Genomic DNA, 16,833 nt, shown 5'->3' with positions numbered 1-16,833 from the left:
CAAAACTGGATATAAAAAAAGCGAAGAATTCATCTCCGCTTTTTTCAGTTATACTCTTGAATATTTTCTAGAACTGAAATCCAACACCCAATTGAATTCCATTATTCTTAATAGCATCATCATCAAAATTATCGCTATCAAACGCATCGGTAAATCCAAGCACGTATCTACCATTTAAAAAGAATCCGTTATTGAATTTATATGAAGCACCTACCGCTCCGCCAAATTCAAAAGTACTGGCAAATTCAGAATCTGTTTCGAAATCTAAAGTATTGCTTTCAAAATCATATTCTTCCTGTACAAGAAAGTTAAAAGATGGTCCGGCTTCAAGCGCCAATCCATCGATCAAATAAAATTTTGCAATCAGAGGCACCTGTACATAATCTAACTGGTACTCCCCTTCCAGACGGTCACCTGCAAAAACTCTCGTTGCTTCCGTTCCCTGTGTAGAGTACAATACCTCAGGCTGAACCGAGAAACGATCGCTTACCGGTATCTCTGCTAACACCCCCAGGTGAAAACCTGTTCTACTGTTATTATCTTCAAAACCATCAGAAGTCATATTAGTGAAATTCACTCCACCCTTAACTCCAAAATTCCAATATTCCTGCGCATTAGAAGATGTGCTTAATCCAATAATCGCAATTGCTACTAATAAAAATGTCTTTTTCATCATTTTCCGTTTTTGTTTGGGTCAAAAGTAGGATACAGCCTGTTAAAAAAAAGTTAGCCAAACTTAAAGTATTATTAAGACTGCTACTTTCGAATTAGTATCTTTAACATATGAAATGGGAAATGGCGCTAAAGGACTATCAGAACTACCTAAAGCTTGAACGCGGACTTTCAGCAAATTCTATTGATAATTACAGCCTCGATGTCACCAAACTGATCAATTATCTTCATGTTAATAATATTGAAGTAAGTCCGGTAAAAATTTCAGATAAAAGTATTCAGGAATTTATATACAGTGTTTCAAAAAATATAAATGCAAGGTCCCAATCCAGACTAATTTCTGGCCTTAGAAGTTTTTTCAGTTTCCTGGTATTTGAAGATTACAGAAGTGATAATCCGTTAGAATTAATGGAATCTCCAAAAATTGGACGAAAATTGCCAGATACTATTTCAATTGACGAAGTAGACCGGATCATCGCTGCAATAGATCTGAGTAAAAATGAAGGTGAGAGAAACAGGGCAATTATTGAAACCTTGTACGGATGCGGGCTCCGGGTTTCAGAGTTAATAAATCTGAAGATTTCAGACCTATTCTTTCAGGAAGGTTTTATAAAAGTAACTGGAAAGGGTGACAAACAACGATTTGTGCCAATTTCTGAATACACTGTAAAATTTATCAATATCTACAAAAATGAAGTTAGAAATCATCAGGACATTAAACCTGAAGCAACAGACACACTTTTCTTAAACCGAAGAGGAAACGGACTCACAAGAGCCATGATCTTTACCATCGTTAAAAGACTTACTGAAGTGGCTGGTATCAGGAAAAAGATAAGTCCGCATACTTTTAGACATTCTTTCGCTACTCACCTTTTGGAAAATGGAGCCGATCTGAGAGCGATTCAACAAATGTTAGGTCATGAAAGCATTACAACCACCGAAGTTTATGTTCATGTAGACAGATCGCATCTTAAAGAGGTCATGGAAGAGTTTCATCCCAGGAGATAGGCTATTAAAATTCTGCTAAATCAATCTCGTTCTTTTTACTAGAGTATCTTAATTCTTAACTTCATAAAAAATTAAATTATGAAGAAATTGAAATTTGAGAATGGTGATACTTTAGATGCCATAGGTCTTGGAACCTGGAAATCTGAAAAAGGAGAAGTTACCAAAGCTGTAAAAATAGCACTAAATAATGGTTATAAGCATATTGACTGCGCTGCAACCTACGGAAATGAAGCTGAAGTTGGTGAAGCCTTTTCTGAAGTATTTAAAAAAGGAGATATAAAAAGAGAAAATATATGGGTGACTTCCAAGCTTTGGAACAATGCCCATAAGAAGGAGGACGTGATTCCTGCTTTGAAACAAACCTTAAAAGACCTGCAACTGGATTACCTGGATTTATACCTCATTCACTGGCCTGTTGCATTTAAGCCGGATGTTTCTGCACCTGAAAAAGCAGAGGATTTTCTTTCGCTTGAGGAGGTTCCAGTAATTGAAACCTGGAACGAAATGATAAAAGCTAAAGAGCAGGGATTAGTTAAACATATTGGTGTTTCTAATTTTAGTATCCCTACGTTAGAGGATTTATTAAAGAAGACAGATCATGCTCCCGAAATGAACCAGGTAGAACTTCATCCATATTTACAGCAAAATAAATTGTTAGAGTTCTGTAGTAAAAATAGTATCAACGTAACGGCTTATTCGCCTTTGGGTAGTGGTGATAGACCAGATGCTATGAAAGCTGCAGATGAACCATCCTTGCTTGAAAACCCGCTAATCAACAAAATTGCTAAAAAACATGGTGCTTCGCCAGGTCAAATTCTTATCAAGTGGAGTGAGCAAAGAGGTACTGCGGTAATCCCGAAATCAACCAACGAAGAAAGAATTAAGCAAAACCTGATGAGTGCCGGTTTTCAGCTTGATGAAGATGACATGAGAGAAATTGCAGATCTGGATTATCATTTTAGATATGTGAACGGTAAGTTTTTTGAACTGGAAGGCAACTCTTATAGAAATGTTTTTGATGATTAATTTTTTTTATGTCATCCTGAATTTATTTCTGGATCCCCTGAAATAACAAAAGCTGAAACAAGTTCAGCACGAGAAATAAAAAAGCCCGCTCAATTTGAGCGGGCTTTTTTATTTAAAATATCAATACTTCTATTTCGCTACGTTCACCGCTCTGGTCTCACGAATTACCGTGATCTTTACCTGACCAGGATACGTCATATCTGTCTGTATTTTCTGAGAGATCTCGAAAGAAAGGTTCGATGCTTTTTCATCAGACACTTTTTCACTTTCTACAATCACTCTTAGTTCTCTACCGGCCTGGATCGCATATGCTTTCTTAACTCCTCCAAATCCGAACGCAATATCTTCAAGATCTTTCAATCTTTGAATGTAAGAATCCAGCACCTGTCTCCTTGCTCCCGGTCTCGCTCCACTAATCGCATCACAAACCTGAACAATTGGAGATAATAATGAATTCATCTCTATTTCGTCATGGTGAGCTCCAATAGCATTACAAACTTCGGGTTTCTCGCCGTGTTTTTCTGCCCATTGCATACCAAGGATCGCGTGAGGAACTTCCGTTTCGGTTTCTGGTACTTTCCCGATATCGTGAAGTAATCCGGCTCGTTTAGCTAATTTTGGATTTAGACCTAATTCCGCAGCCATCACACCACACAGTTTTGCAACTTCTCTCGAATGCTGTAAAAGATTCTGGCCATAAGAAGAACGATATTTCATTCTTCCAACCATCTTGATCAATTCTGGCTGTAAGCCGTGAATTCCAAGATCGATCACCGTTCTCTTACCTATATCTATAATTTCTTCTTCAATTTGCTTTCTGGTCTTTTTCACCACTTCCTCAATACGCGCAGGGTGAATTCGACCATCAGTTACCAGTTTATGAAGAGACAATCTCGCTACTTCTCTTCTAACCGAATCAAAACAGCTTAGAATAATAGCTTCAGGAGTATCATCTACAATGATCTCTACACCTGTTGCAGCTTCCAGTGCCCTAATATTTCTACCTTCACGACCAATGATTCTACCTTTAACATCATCACTTTCCAGGTTGAACACAGAAACACAATTCTCTATCGCCTCTTCCGTACCAATTCTCTGTATGGTATTAATAATGATCTTCCTTGCCTCCTGTTGTGCAGTAAGCTTCGCTTCCTCCACAGTATCCTGAATAATAGACATGGCATCTGCCTTTGCCGAATCCTTTAAGGACTCGATGAGCTGGGCTTTAGCATCTTCTGCAGAAAGACCTGAGATCACTTCCAGTTGCTGAACCTTACTATTGTGAAGTTTGTCTATTTCTTCCTGTTTCTTCTCCAGAAAACCTAATCTATGATCATAATCTGCTACTTTATCTTCAAGATCTTTATTCAGCTTTTTATTCTTTCCTAATTCATTAGAAACATGAGACTCTTTATCCTTAATTCTCTTTTCGGCATCACTGATCTTCTTATCACGTGAAAGAATAACCTTTTCATGCTCAGATTTTAATTCAATAAACTTTTCTTTAGCCTGGAGTATCTTATCCTTTTTAATACTCTCACCTTCAGCCTTTGCTTCTTTAAGGATGCCATTCGCTTCCTTCTTTGCGCTGGCGATGGTATTGGAAGCCTGTTTCTTTTCCAGCATTTTTGCGATCGCAAAACCCAGTGCCAGACCTACCACTGCGACTATAATTATAGTTAGTATTTCCATTCGTTTCTATTTAGTGTATATATAAAAAAAGCCTGTATTAGTCAGGTTTTGTTATAAACTCCTTTAAATCAAGTTTAGGATTAACAAGTTGATCAAGAATCCGCTCTCCCAGAAGGGACACGGCCCGCTTTTACAACTTAGACTCATCCTTTTTAAAAGAATCGTGTTGAGTTTATCAAAAAAGCACTAATACAGGCAGTAACCTTAATTTTATTTAAAGAACTTAAGAGGCTAAATGTTGCTGCAGAAGTTGGTTAAGTGACCTTAACTTCTCTTCTGCTTCAATCATCTCACTCGAATTATCAATATTTTTTTGCTCGGTTTGGGCGGCGAACTGCAATGCACACATCGCAAGCACATCCTGTTTATCCCTCACCGCGTAGCTTTGCTCAAATTGCTTAATCATAGCTTCGATCTTCTTTGCCGCCTTACGTAAACCTTCTTCCTGACTAGGCTGAATAGTTAACGGATATACGCGGTCTGCAATTGATATTTTTATCTTCAGCTTATCTCCCATCATTTCAATTTATTCAGACAACTGAACTATGCACTGATCGATCTCTCTGATCAAACTGTTTATTTTGAGCTTCGTTTCTCTTTTATGGTCGGTACTGCCAAGCATCGCGTTCGCAGCTTTTAAGGTCTGAACCTGTTCCTGGGAAGATTGTAAATTTCCTTCCAGTTTTTCATATTCAGTTTTTACAGATGTCAATTCCTCCTGAAGAGCCTCATTAGCCTGTTTCATAACATCATATTTATGAAGCAGTTTACTGATTCTATTTTCAAGGTTATCAACTATTTCTGTAATTTCACTCATAAGCGCTAAAACCGATGTGAACCCTTACAAAGTTAACATACGCTTTGAAATATCCCAATACTTTTTTAGCTGTTTTCAAATAATAATCAACAATCTCGATAATTCTCTGTTATCAAGCTGTTTAATTTTGCCATAAGTTTGATTAACTTTACATCAGGTTTAAAATTTGAATACCCCAAGATTTATGAAGAGAGCTACAAGCCTACTGTTTCTAATTTTATTTTCTACACTGCAATCACAAAATTCCTTACCACAGGATTATTTTAATAACCCACTGGATGTCCCGATAGTGCTAGCAGGTACTTTTGGTGAACTCAGGTCTAATCACTTTCATAGTGGCCTGGATATAAAAACCCAGCAACGTGAAGGTCTGGCAGTTAAGGCTTCAGCTGCCGGGTATATAAGCCGTATCAATATTCAGCATTATGGATATGGGAAGGCCCTATACATCCAACATCCCAATGGATATACTACTGTTTATGGACATTTACAAAAACTTGCTCCCAAAATCAAAGAATATCTTCGGAAACAGCAATATGCCAAAGAATCTTATGAGATAGAACTTTTTCCTGAAGCTGGTGATCTGGCTGTGGAACAGGGAGAATTAATTGCTTATAGCGGAAATACAGGAGGTAGCGGAGGCCCTCATTTACATTTTGAAATACGCGATGGCAGTCAGCGCCCCATGAATGCGCAGATGTTTGGTCTGGATGTACCAGATAGTAAAAAACCAATGATCCAGGGCGTTTTCGCATATCCTCTTGGAGATGATGCTCATGTTAACAATTCTCAGGAACGGCAAAAACTAAATCTAATCCCATTAAATGACGGAACCTATACTGTAAATCAGGTTGAAGCTTGTGGTGAGATTGGCTTTGGCATCTCCACTGTAGACCAGCAAGATGGCGCATATAATCATAACGGTGTGTTTAAAATTGAAGCTAACCTAAATGGAGATCAGGTTTTTGAAGTAAATTTCGAAAAGTTCTCTTTTGCTGAAACAAGACATTTAAATCAGTTAATAGATTATGAATATTACACCAACAATAAAAGCCGTGTACAACGACTTTTTAAAACAGCGGGCAACCCTTTAAGCATCTACGGCGAATTAATTTCTGAAGGCAAACTCAATGTTAAGGATAGTCTGGATTATCAATACACTATAAAAGTAACCGATTTTAAAGGCAATGAAAAAGTAGTTAGAATACCTATTAAAGGACAAATTAGCGATAGAATACAAAAGAAAGAAAAAGTTGAAACCGAATATTTAGCAACTGCTCAGAACGGACTTTCAGCCAAAGGAGAAAAAATAGACATATATATTCCCGGTGGAAGCTTGTATGAAGATGCCTATTTAGACATCAGTTTTAATGGAGAAACCGTAAAAGTTCATAAAGATGAAATCCCGGTTCATAAGAACTTTACCATTGGTTTTGACGTAATCAACTATTCTGAGGAAGAAAAAGAGCGATTATTTATTGCCAGACTTTCAGATTATGGCAGACCTAATTATTCAACTACTTATAAAAAAGGAAATAGGTTTACTACCGGCACCAGAACTTTTGGTAAATATACGCTGGTTAAAGACACCACGGCTCCCAGGGTAGTTCCTGGCAACTTCTATGACGGTCAATGGATCTCTAATAACGAGACTTTAAAGGTGAAAATATCAGATGATCTATCAGGAATAGATGCATACAGGGCAACTGTAAACGGCAAATTTATCCTGATGGAATATGAATATAAGAACAATACCTTAACCCATTATTTTTCTGATGATGTGATAACAGAAACTGAAAATAACTTAAAGGTGATAGTCACCGATAATGTTGGAAATACCAATACTTATACCGCGAAGTTTTTCAGGAAGTAAAACTTTGTACGCCACGCAATACGTGAAATGATATCATTTAAATGAAAAAGCTGAACCCGGTGGTTCAGCTTTCCTATTATATTTAGAATTGAAATTTAATTAAGATTCTATAAATTCTTTTAAGGTCTTTACCACATAATCTATCTCCTCTTTTGTATTATATTTCGAAAAGGAAAATCTTAATGATGGTTTCTCAAGATCCTCTTCAGAACAAAAAGCGTTTAAAACATGGGATCCTTTATCGCTACCACTTTGGCAGGCGCTACCTTTTGAACAGGCAATTCCTTTAAGATCCAGTTGAAATAATAACATCAAGGCCTTTTCAGCACTAACAGGTAGACAAATATTGATAAGAGTGTAGGTGCTTTTTTCAAAATTCTCACATTCCCCGTTAAATTTTACTCCGGGAATCTCTCTTTTAAGACTTTCAATGAAGTGTTTTTTAAGTGAAATAGTGTATTCCTTTTCCGCTTCAAGATTTTCATAAGCAAGTTTAAGAGACTCCTCTAAACCTACAATATTATGAACTCCTTCTGTTCCTGCACGATGACCTCGCTCCTGCTCTCCTCCAAAAATCAATGGCTTTAATCCAGAATTTCTTCTTACAAAGGCAAAACCAACTCCTTTGGGGCCATGAAATTTATGTGCGCTTACTGCTGTGAAATCTACAGGGATGTCACTGAGATCCATATTAAAATGACCTATAGACTGAACGGTGTCTGAATGAAATAATGCATTATGCGATTTCACTAGCTCCGCAGTTTTTTTAAGATCAAGCATATTTCCAATTTCATTGTTCACATGCATAAGACTCACCAAAGTCTTTTTATCTGAATTTTTCAGTCGGGTTTCAAGATCGGAAAGATCAATATTTCCTCTGGAATCAAGGTTTACAAACTCCACCTCGATCTCGAAACATTCTTTAAGCTGATCTACCGTATAAAGAACCGCGTGATGTTCAATTTTTGAGGTGATAATTCTTTGTACCCCAAGATCCCGAACGGCGGAATTTAATGCAAGATTATCAGCCTCCGTTCCTCCAGAAGTGAATACGATCTCTGATGCTTTTACATTTAGAATCGCTGCCACCGTCTTTCTTGCCTGTTCCAAAAGTGACTTAGAAGATCTCCCGAAACTATGGGTAGATGAAGGGTTTCCATAATTTTCTTTTAAAACGCGGGCCATTTTATCGACCACTTCCTCCCTTATCTGGGTAGTAGCTGCTGAATCAAAATACACATTCTCCATAGTGCGCAAAATTAACGGAAATAAAATAATTTCCTACATCTCTTAGTTATAAGTTTGATTCCTTTATTTTTGTTGAAAAAGCAGCTTCATGAGACGTTTATTATTCGGCATATTTTCCCTTGCGCTACTTAATTCCTGTGATGATGGAGAGATCATTGTGACCAGTTTTGATTTTGAGGATAGTGATGTAGAGTTTTGCGAGGGTCCTAATAAAAATGTTTTCTATTCTATTAACAATAATGATGTATTCGAATCTATTTCACTGGAATTCAACAGTAGTGTTCTGGATGTTGGTGAAGACGGAAATATTATTCCGCCGGAAGAGGAAGAAATAAGCTTTAATTTAACTGGAGATGGAAGTAACAATAATAGAATTGTTTACAGGATCTTTAATAGTGAAGTTCCTAATGATTATTTCTGTAATGTAGTCCCTCCGAGCCAGCCCGCCGTAATAGAAGAATGGATTAGTGGCACCGGTGCTGTTGTCTACATTACCCCTGGCTTTGCAGATGAATCTCCAAATATTGATGTAGATGGGGATGGTTTGGATAATATTGACGAAGGATGGGATCCTGACGGAGTAGACCATTTAGATACAGATGAAGATGGAATACCCGATTATCTGGATGTAGACGATGATGGTGATAATGTGGAAACAGATATAGAGTTAGCAAATAGCGCAAATGATCCCGTTAATAGTGACGGACAAAGAGACACCGATGAGGATGGAATACCGAATTATCTTGATAACGACGACGATAACGACGGAATTCTAACCAGGTTTGAAGTTCAGGAAGGAGATGAAAATAATCCAACTCTTTTCCAAACCGCCGAGGGGATTCCTAATTATTTAAATCCTGAGCAAGTGGATGAGCTGCGACATGATGTATATATATTAAATGATATCACCAGAAGTTATGGATATCGCATCACTGTAGAAGACCTAAAGTTTACCAAACAGGATGGCTCTGGAGAATCGATTCAATTCGCATCTTACAATTTTGGCAATTATATGGAGTCTGGTATTGAAGTTATCTTATGTCCTGATCAGGATTCTAATTGTGGCGTAACTGAGGAGACCGAAGAAGAGACTGAAGAACCTACCACTTAAGCATTCTGAAATATATAAACTTCGGTCGCTCCGAGGCCGTACTTTTGATAATCGGCATCATAGAATTTTATATTTGAATATCTTCCCAGTAAGTATTCCAGTTCCATTTTAAGGACGCCCTCTCCCACACCATGAATAAAAACGACCTTTTGGATTCGTTTTCTCATTGCGAATTCCAGTTTATGCCTGGCGGTGTCAAGTTGTAAATTCAACATTTCATGATTAGACATACTTCCTGAAGATCTCACTAACTGATTAATATGTAGATCAACTTCCATAGGAGGGGCATTTCTTTCCTTAGGCTTCACCCTGTTCGATTTTGGCTTTTTTGAAGATGTTTTTTCCTTTAAAACCTCATTAAAATCAAAATCCTGAACATCAATTTCGTCAATATCATTTTCAATTTTAACCAGCTGATCGGCCGTAAAATTCATAATAAAGCCCTCTTCAGTTTTAATTTCAACTTGATCTCCTTTTACATTCTGAACAATTCCACTAAGGTCATCATCCAGTAACTCTACATTATCTCCAGGCACTAAATCTTTCATCACTGCTAGTTTTCCTTTTCATTTTCATGGTCGTCCTTGGTGGCCACCCAGAAATTAGTTGCCCTGTAAAGTCCCAACATGATTATGATAAGACCCAGGATTTTAAAATATGGACTCACATCGTTTACTGAAATTGTATAAATAAGCAGGGCTCCTCCAACTACAATAAGAAGCGTATTTATAATTTGTGAGTTATTCATTTTCAGTAAGTTAAAATTTTTTAATTAGTAATCCGGAAAGTATTATTGTTTACATTTATGCAAATTTATGGCTTTCGATGAGGCTACCATTCTTTTTTCTGGTGTTTTTTAGCACATCTACAATTTATGCGCAGTTATATATTTCACCATCAGATAAATCTGACAGTTATCTGTATGCAAAAGATCGACTGGTATTTGTTCGAAATAATATTCATCTAAATAAAAATCACAATAAAGACACCGAAGCAAGTTTTTACCTTCGGAAAGGCGCACAATTACTTCAGGGTGAAAAACTAAAGAATTTAAATACCGGCGATGGGAGTATCTCAGTATTCCAAAGAGGCACCTCCAATGCCTTTGATTACAACTATTGGGGCCTGCCTGTTATAGTCTATCCAGCTAAACAGCTGCTACCTGATTATTTGAACGATCCTCTTACAAATACCGAGAGCAGGAAAGTAATATTTACTTCGGCATTAGAAGGTCAGAGCGATCCATTAAGCATTGCTAACCGATGGATCTATACATATTCCGGAACCGACTACTCAAGCTGGCAATATCTCGGGGATCATTTTGATCTTTTACCGGGTGAAGGCTTTACAATGAAAGGGGTGAATGGAAGCAATTACAATAAAGTAGAAGGTGAAATGGTTAATCCAGGATCTGCACAAATCTATGACTTTCGGGGCACCCCAAACGATGCGAAGATAGAATTACCAATAGAAAAAGAACAGGTATTATTACTGGGAAACCCGTATCCATCTGCCCTGGACCTGGATAAATTCCTTTTTGAAAACACTTCAACCACCGGTATTGCCTATTTCTGGGATTCTAAAAAAAATGGCAATTCCCATTACCTTGCAGATTATGAAGGTGGATACGGCACCTATTCTCCCGGAACCGGCATATATATTCCCGCTATTTTTAAAAGATATGGCGATGGGACCATAACCGGTGAAATAGGACAGATTTACCCCAGAAAGATAATTCCCATCGCACAGGGATTTATGGTAATTGGTAAAAATAATGGTAAAATTCATTTTCAAAACTCTCAAAGACTTTATCAAAAAGAAGCTTTAGGAGTATCTACATTTAAATCTCCCGAAATAACAAATTCTTCTTTAATTCTAAGCATTGAATTAGATTCAACATACATTCAGGAACTGGGTTTGGCTTTCCTTGAAAATTCCACTATTAATGAAGACCATGCATTGGATGCAAGAAAAATGAATGAATCTCCACAAGAGGTAAGCTGGGTAATTTCAGAAGAAAAATTCGTTGTTAATGCAAGACCTAAGATAGACAAAGAATTAATCCCGCTTAAAATTAGCCTCTCAAAAACAAGTATTCTCAAGTTTTATGTATCAGAATTTAATAATTTCAATCCAGACCGTTTGTTTGTTTATGATGCAAAAGATGATCTTTATTATGGAATTAAAACCGGTTCATTAAAGATAAGTTTGCCGGAGGGTGATTATAACGATCGTTTCTTTATAAGCTTTATAGAAAAACTTGCTTCAGAAGAAAATATCAAAGAAGAGCCTGTAGCAGGTGATAGTAAGCCTCCCTTAGTTTTGCTAAATACCATCGATATATTCCAGAACAATCTTATAGAACAACTTGAGATAAAAATTCTATATGATACTCATTTGAGTAATTTAAAAATCTATGACCTTAACGGAAAGTTATTTCTAAATCAAAATTTCAGGTCTAAAGAAAAAGAATTTTATTTTCCTACTGGAAATTTAAGTAATGCTGTTTATATTGTCAAGGTCAAAACCACCGACAATAAAGAGCTTACTAAGAAAATTGGCATTAAAAATTGAGTAGTCTGGAAGAATACATGTTTCCCTGTCTTAACAAAAGCCTTTTGGGGATTGAGTGTACCGGCTGCGGAGGTCAGCGGGCTGCACTTTTGCTTTTTCAAGGAGAATTCAAAGAAGCTTTCTATATGTATCCAGCTATTTACAGCTTAGCAATTTTGCTGGGATTCCTTCTTGTCAATCTTTTTTTTAAATTTAAATATGATTTTAATATTAAAATTGGTCTTATAGTATTCAATGCTCTTATTATTGCCGGGGCCTATATTCTAAAAATGATTCATATTTTCACCTAACCAACTAACAAATTTATGGAAAAAAGAGAACTACCCAATTCAACCCTGATCCTGATCTTTGGAATATTATCTATTATAGGATGTTGTTGTTACGGAGTACCAGGAGCAATATTTGGTATAATTACCCTTGTAATGTCTAAACGTGCGACAGAGATCTACAATTCAGACCCGGAGCTATATACTGGATATCAAAATGTAAAGGCGGGAAAAATTCTTGCTATCATTGGATTAGCATTAATAGCGCTTAGTATTATTGCAGGTATTATTAGTATAATCATGTTTGGGGGAGTTGAAGAAATGAGACAGGTACAGGAAGAGATTCTAAGAGAATATGGCGGATAATTACCTCCATTTTAGATAAAAAAAATCCCGCTAAAAAAGCGGGATTTTTTATTTAGCTGTACCAGAGATTATTTCTCGAACTGTTTTAAAGTTTTAATAATAATATCCACACAATCTCTTAATTGCTCTTCATTCATTACTAATGGCGGAGCGAATCGAATAATATTTCCATGTGTTGGCTTGGCAAGAAGTCCGTTCTCTTTCAGAGCCATGCAAATATTCCATGCAGTAGAACTATCTTCAGCATCATTAATAACAATCGCGTTCAACAATCCACGCCCTCTAACAAGATTCACAATATTAGAATCTTTTATATAATCGTCCAGTAGTCTTCTGAAAAGATTTCCAAGCTTACGTGCATTCTGAATTAGGTGTTCATCTTTCACTACATCTAATGCAGCTACAGCTACAGCAGCGGCCACGGGATTCCCTCCAAAAGTAGAACCATGCTGTCCGGGCTGAATTACATCCATCACTTCATTATCAGCTAATACTGCAGATACGGGATAATTACCTCCAGAAAGTGCTTTTCCAAGAATAAGGATATCTGGCTTGCTGTAAGTCTCTTCCTGTCTTTCGCAGTGACCTTCGCAGGTACAATGTCCACAAACTGCTAATAAGCCGCCGGTTCTGGCAATCCCAGTCTGGATCTCATCTGCCATAAACAAAACATTGTTTTTATTACAGATCTCTTTAGCTTTCTTCATAAAATCATCTGCCGGAGTATACACTCCTGCCTCTCCCTGTATTGGTTCTACAAGAAAACCAGCAACATTAGGATTAGCTTCTATTGCAGCTTCCAAAGCTTCGGGATCGTCATAATTTATCTTTATAAATCCTGGAGTATATGGTCCAAAATTTCTACGTGCTTCCTCATCATTAGAAAAGGAAATGATAGTAGTAGTTCTTCCGTGAAAATTATTAGCGCAAACTATGATCTGGGCTTCCGTTTCCTTAACTCCCTTTTTTTCATATGCCCATTTTCTAGCTATTTTAATCGCTGTTTCAACAGCCTCTGCACCTGTATTCATCGGTAGTAGCTTATCGAAACCAAAATATTCAGTGGCATATTTTTCATAAGCCCCAAGCACGTCATTATGAAATGCACGAGAAGTTAATGCAAGTTTTGAAGCCTGCTCATGTAAAGCTCCAACAATCTTAGGATGGCAATGCCCCTGATTTACCGCTGAATAGGCAGATAGAAAATCATAGTATTTTTTTCCTTCCACATCCCATACATGAACACCTTCTCCCCTGCTAAGTACTGCAGGTAATGGATGATAGTTGTGTGCACCATGTTGGTCCTCAAGTTGTATAGCTTCTTCTGAAGTTTTGATCTTAGGTAATGGCATGTTAGTTTTTAGTTTTTGAATTAGTGTAATGCTATTCCTTCTTTATTCGGTTGAAAAATGACGAAAAGGGAGAGAAATCATCCCCGAAATTCGAATTGCTGCAAATTACTAAATGTTTGCTGAAAATTTCAACTGCCTCCTCTTTAAATCTTGTTAATTATCCTATTTTTGCGCTATGGCAAGAAGAAATAAAAACAAACTTTTTACTGAAATTGAAGTTATAGACGCGGGAGCCAAAGGTAAGGCTATCGCTAAATCTCCAGATGGAAGAGTCATCTTTATAGACAATGCGGTTCCGGGAGATGTGGCAGATGTTCAAACTACCAGAAAGCGAAAATCATATTACCAGGGAACTGCTACCAAATTTCATGAATTATCAGATAAACGAACAGAACCAGTTTGCCTGCATTTTGGAACTTGTGGAGGTTGCAAATGGCAAAATATGGATTATAAATATCAGCTTGAATACAAGCAAAATGAAGTAGAAAATAATCTTCGCAGGCTGGGTAAAATTGAACTTCCCGAGATCACTCCTATACTGGGCAGTGAAGAGATCTACTTTTATAGAAATAAAATGGAATTTTCGTTTAGCGATAGCCGCTGGTTAACGCAAGATGAAATTCAAAGCGGAGAAGACATTCAGGATAGAAATGCCTTAGGTTTTCACATCCCGGGAATGTGGGACAAGATTCTTGATATCAAAAAATGTCATTTACAGGCAGATCCCAGTAACGCCATTAGAAACTTTGTTAAGGAGTTTGCAAATGAAAATGATCTTAGTTTTTTCAATACCCGTAACCAGGAAGGACTTCTGCGTACCTTAATGATTAGAACTACTTCTACTTGTGAGATTATGATCCTTGTTCAGTTCTATGAAGATGACCAAAGGAAACGCGAGTTACTGCTAAATGCAGTTGCCGAAAAGTTTCCGGAAATCACATCTCTTCAGTACGTTGTGAATAATAAAGCAAATGACACTATTTATGATCAGGAAGTGATTTGTTATAATGGTCGTGATCATATTTTTGAAGAAATGGAAGGTCTTAAATTCAAGATCAACGCCAAATCTTTTTACCAAACAAATTCAGATCAGGCATATAATCTCTATAAGATCACCAGGGACTATGCAAATCTAAAAGGTGACGAACTTGTTTATGATCTTTATACAGGAACAGGCACCATCGCTCAGTTCGTAGCGAAAAACGCTAAAAAAGTGATTGGTGTGGAAGCGGTTCCTGAAGCAATTAAAGATGCAAAAGAAAATGCCGAAAGAAATAATATTGATAACGTAGAATTCTATGTTGGAGATATGAAAAAGGTTTTCACCGAAAGTTTTATCAATAAACATGGACATCCCGACGTTATTATTACCGATCCTCCACGGGACGGGATGCATAAAGATGTTGTAGCACAAATAATTGGTATATTACCTGAACGCATTGTTTATGTGAGTTGTAATTCTGCCACTCAGGCACGGGATCTTGCACTATTAGATGAATATTACAAAGTAACCTCTGTTCAGGCAGTGGATATGTTTCCTCAAACTCATCATGTGGAGAATGTAGTTTGTTTAGAAAAACGATAGTAGAAATACATGAAAAATAACCTTAGATTTCTTCTTATTCTTGCACTATTGGTTAGTCTTGGCTGTCAGCGTGATGACATTTGTGCTGAATCTGTAGAGACCACTCCTTTATTGATCATCCGCTTTTATGATATTGAGGAACCAGATGAGCTTAAAACTCCGCAGAACCTAAGTATTAGATCAACAGATAGTGATAGCACAGATTTTGTAGTGAATACAGGAAGCGGGAACAATGTTCGTTATTACAGATATACGCAGGACAGTGTTGCCATCCCTTTAAAAACTTCCGCAGACCTTACTGAATATGTGTTAACTCTAAATACTGAAGAAGGGGATACCACTGCAACTAATAGTGGGCAGAGAGATACCATACGTTTTACGTATGGAAGACAGGAAGATTACCTAAACCGGGCCTGTGCATATAAAATAAGTTATGTAGGATTAAAGGTTGATGTAGATGGTGGAACTGAGATACCAAATTGGATCCAGGACATACAAATCGAGGAACCAAATGTTGAAGATCAAAATCAGGCACATGTATCGATATTTTTCTAGCTTTATTTTTATACTTATTGCCAGCTTTTCACTTTCTGCTCAACAGCAAGCTGCCGCTCAGGATACTCTTAAATATAATGAGAAATACGGGGTTAGACTCGGGGTTGATCTAAGCAAACCACTTCGTACTTTATTGGACGATAATTTTAGCGGATTTCAACTTGTAGGAGATTATAGGGCTTACAAAAATTTCTATGCCGCCGCAGAACTTGGAACTGAAAAAATTACTTTTGAAGGCGATAATATTCAAACTACTACCAACGGCAGCTATATAAAACTTGGTGGTGATTATAATGCTTATGAGAATTGGCTGGATATGCAGAATGCCATATTTGTTGGTGTTCGCTATGGTTTCGCAACATTTTCGCAAACCCTGGATCAATATAGAATTTATACTTCTTCAGATTATTTTGGACCCGATATTAGGGAAGATAACAATGAAGTTACCGGTTTAACAGCAAGCTGGGCAGAAGTGATGATAGGTATTAAAGTTGAAGTTATAAACAATCTTTTCCTTTCAGCTAATGTTCAACTTAAAAGAAGAATTGGCCAGAACAGTCCTACAAATTTTGATAACCTTGCAATCCCTGGTTTTGGAAGAACGTATGATAGCAGTGAATTTGGCGCCGGTTTTGGTTATTCTATATCTTATTTAGTACCATTTTTTAAGAAAGCAAGAAACTAATCA

18 protein-coding genes and 1 other RNA gene are annotated in these 16,833 nt (G+C 37.1%); 10 read left to right on the top strand and 9 right to left on the bottom strand.

Annotated features, from left to right (window positions below):
- Nucleotides 1-67 precede the first annotated feature (67 nt).
- Nucleotides 68-676, bottom strand: coding sequence for a porin family protein (locus BLT95_RS02310; protein WP_231896398.1), 609 nt, complete (start codon nt 674-676; stop codon nt 68-70).
- 107 nt (nt 677-783) lie between these two features.
- On the opposite strand from BLT95_RS02310, the gene xerD reads away from it, so the two are divergent.
- A complete protein-coding gene (gene xerD, locus BLT95_RS02305; RefSeq protein WP_089664452.1) occupies nt 784-1,680 on the top strand; it encodes a site-specific tyrosine recombinase XerD in 897 nt (298 codons plus the stop codon).
- Between the two features lie 78 nt (nt 1,681-1,758).
- Entirely contained in the window at nt 1,759-2,706 is a 948-nt protein-coding gene (locus tag BLT95_RS02300) for an aldo/keto reductase (protein ID WP_089664451.1), read from the top strand.
- 129 nt (nt 2,707-2,835) lie between these two features.
- Here the strand turns inward: BLT95_RS02300 and rny are convergent, their stop codons facing one another.
- The 4 genes from rny to BLT95_RS02280 all read right to left on the bottom strand — a co-directional run bounded on the left by rny (nt 2,836) and on the right by BLT95_RS02280 (nt 5,215).
- Nucleotides 2,836-4,398 carry a ribonuclease Y gene (gene rny / locus BLT95_RS02295; RefSeq protein WP_089664450.1) on the bottom strand — a complete coding sequence of 521 codons (1,563 nt, stop codon included), beginning with the start codon at nt 4,396-4,398 and terminating at the stop codon, nt 2,836-2,838.
- A gap of 55 nt (nt 4,399-4,453) precedes the next feature.
- A non-coding RNA gene (gene ssrS, locus BLT95_RS02290) (6S RNA) lies at nt 4,454-4,570 on the bottom strand.
- Between the two features lie 51 nt (nt 4,571-4,621).
- Nucleotides 4,622-4,915 carry a cell division protein ZapA gene (locus BLT95_RS02285; RefSeq protein ID WP_089664449.1) on the bottom strand — a complete coding sequence of 98 codons (294 nt, stop codon included), beginning with the start codon at nt 4,913-4,915 and terminating at the stop codon, nt 4,622-4,624.
- A 9-nt stretch (nt 4,916-4,924) separates the two neighbouring features.
- Nucleotides 4,925-5,215 carry a hypothetical protein gene (locus BLT95_RS02280; RefSeq protein WP_089664448.1) on the bottom strand — a complete coding sequence of 97 codons (291 nt, stop codon included), beginning with the start codon at nt 5,213-5,215 and terminating at the stop codon, nt 4,925-4,927.
- 184 nt (nt 5,216-5,399) lie between these two features.
- Between BLT95_RS02280 and BLT95_RS02275 the strand changes: the two genes are divergently transcribed.
- A complete protein-coding gene (locus tag BLT95_RS02275) occupies nt 5,400-7,088 on the top strand; it encodes a M23 family metallopeptidase (protein ID WP_089664447.1) in 1,689 nt (562 codons plus the stop codon).
- Nucleotides 7,089-7,187: 99 nt separating this feature from the next.
- Here the strand turns inward: BLT95_RS02275 and BLT95_RS02270 are convergent, their stop codons facing one another.
- Nucleotides 7,188-8,336: a cysteine desulfurase family protein gene (locus tag BLT95_RS02270; RefSeq protein WP_089664446.1), complete on the bottom strand. Its 1,149-nt coding sequence runs from the start codon at nt 8,334-8,336 to the stop codon at nt 7,188-7,190.
- An 88-nt stretch (nt 8,337-8,424) separates the two neighbouring features.
- Here BLT95_RS02270 and BLT95_RS02265 point away from each other — a divergent pair, with 88 nt between their 5' ends.
- On the top strand, nt 8,425-9,447 hold the full coding sequence (locus tag BLT95_RS02265; RefSeq protein WP_089664445.1) for a hypothetical protein: 1,023 nt from the start codon (nt 8,425-8,427) through the stop codon (nt 9,445-9,447).
- Here the strand turns inward: BLT95_RS02265 and BLT95_RS02260 are convergent.
- Both BLT95_RS02260 and BLT95_RS02255 read right to left on the bottom strand, forming a co-directional pair.
- Nucleotides 9,444-9,995 (bottom strand): Smr/MutS family protein, encoded by a 552-nt coding sequence (locus tag BLT95_RS02260; protein ID WP_089664444.1) that lies wholly within the window; start codon nt 9,993-9,995, stop codon nt 9,444-9,446. The two genes, BLT95_RS02265 and BLT95_RS02260, sit on opposite strands and share 4 nt — an antisense overlap.
- 5 nt (nt 9,996-10,000) lie before the next feature.
- A complete protein-coding gene (locus tag BLT95_RS02255; RefSeq protein ID WP_089664443.1) occupies nt 10,001-10,195 on the bottom strand; it encodes a hypothetical protein in 195 nt (64 codons plus the stop codon).
- A gap of 77 nt (nt 10,196-10,272) precedes the next feature.
- Between BLT95_RS02255 and BLT95_RS02250 the strand changes: the two genes are divergently transcribed.
- Genes BLT95_RS02250 through BLT95_RS02240 form a run of 3 tightly spaced genes read left to right on the top strand, consistent with a single transcriptional unit; the run spans nt 10,273 to nt 12,653 of the window.
- Complete coding sequence (locus BLT95_RS02250; protein WP_089664442.1) at nt 10,273-12,021, top strand: T9SS type A sorting domain-containing protein; 1,749 nt, start codon at nt 10,273-10,275, stop codon at nt 12,019-12,021.
- Nucleotides 12,022-12,038: 17 nt separating this feature from the next.
- Nucleotides 12,039-12,311: a DUF2752 domain-containing protein gene (locus tag BLT95_RS02245; protein ID WP_089664441.1), complete on the top strand. Its 273-nt coding sequence runs from the start codon at nt 12,039-12,041 to the stop codon at nt 12,309-12,311.
- Nucleotides 12,312-12,326: 15 nt separating this feature from the next.
- Nucleotides 12,327-12,653, top strand: a complete 327-nt coding sequence (locus BLT95_RS02240; protein WP_089664440.1) for a CCC motif membrane protein — start codon at nt 12,327-12,329, stop codon at nt 12,651-12,653.
- A gap of 68 nt (nt 12,654-12,721) precedes the next feature.
- Here BLT95_RS02240 and rocD read toward each other — a convergent pair whose 3' ends face one another.
- On the bottom strand, nt 12,722-14,005 hold the full coding sequence (gene rocD, locus BLT95_RS02235; RefSeq protein WP_089664439.1) for an ornithine--oxo-acid transaminase: 1,284 nt from the start codon (nt 14,003-14,005) through the stop codon (nt 12,722-12,724).
- A 175-nt stretch (nt 14,006-14,180) separates the two neighbouring features.
- Here rocD and rlmD point away from each other — a divergent pair, with 175 nt between their 5' ends.
- From rlmD to BLT95_RS02220, 3 genes are read left to right on the top strand one after another with little or no spacing between them, the layout of a single operon-like run.
- Nucleotides 14,181-15,590 carry a 23S rRNA (uracil(1939)-C(5))-methyltransferase RlmD gene (gene rlmD, locus BLT95_RS02230; RefSeq protein WP_089664438.1) on the top strand — a complete coding sequence of 470 codons (1,410 nt, stop codon included), beginning with the start codon at nt 14,181-14,183 and terminating at the stop codon, nt 15,588-15,590.
- Between the two features lie 9 nt (nt 15,591-15,599).
- The gene (locus tag BLT95_RS02225; RefSeq protein WP_089664437.1) at nt 15,600-16,145 is read left to right on the top strand and encodes a DUF6452 family protein; all 546 of its coding nucleotides are present in this window, start codon (nt 15,600-15,602) and stop codon (nt 16,143-16,145) included.
- On the top strand, nt 16,102-16,830 hold the full coding sequence (locus BLT95_RS02220) for a DUF6048 family protein (RefSeq protein WP_231896397.1): 729 nt from the start codon (nt 16,102-16,104) through the stop codon (nt 16,828-16,830). The genes BLT95_RS02225 and BLT95_RS02220 overlap by 44 nt, the downstream gene beginning before the upstream one ends.
- Nucleotides 16,831-16,833 lie beyond the last annotated feature (3 nt).

It is taken from the genome of Gramella sp. MAR_2010_147, assembly GCF_900105135.1.
GTDB lineage: Bacteria > Bacteroidota > Bacteroidia > Flavobacteriales > Flavobacteriaceae > Christiangramia.
This window is presented reverse-complemented; position numbering and strand designations above follow the sequence as displayed.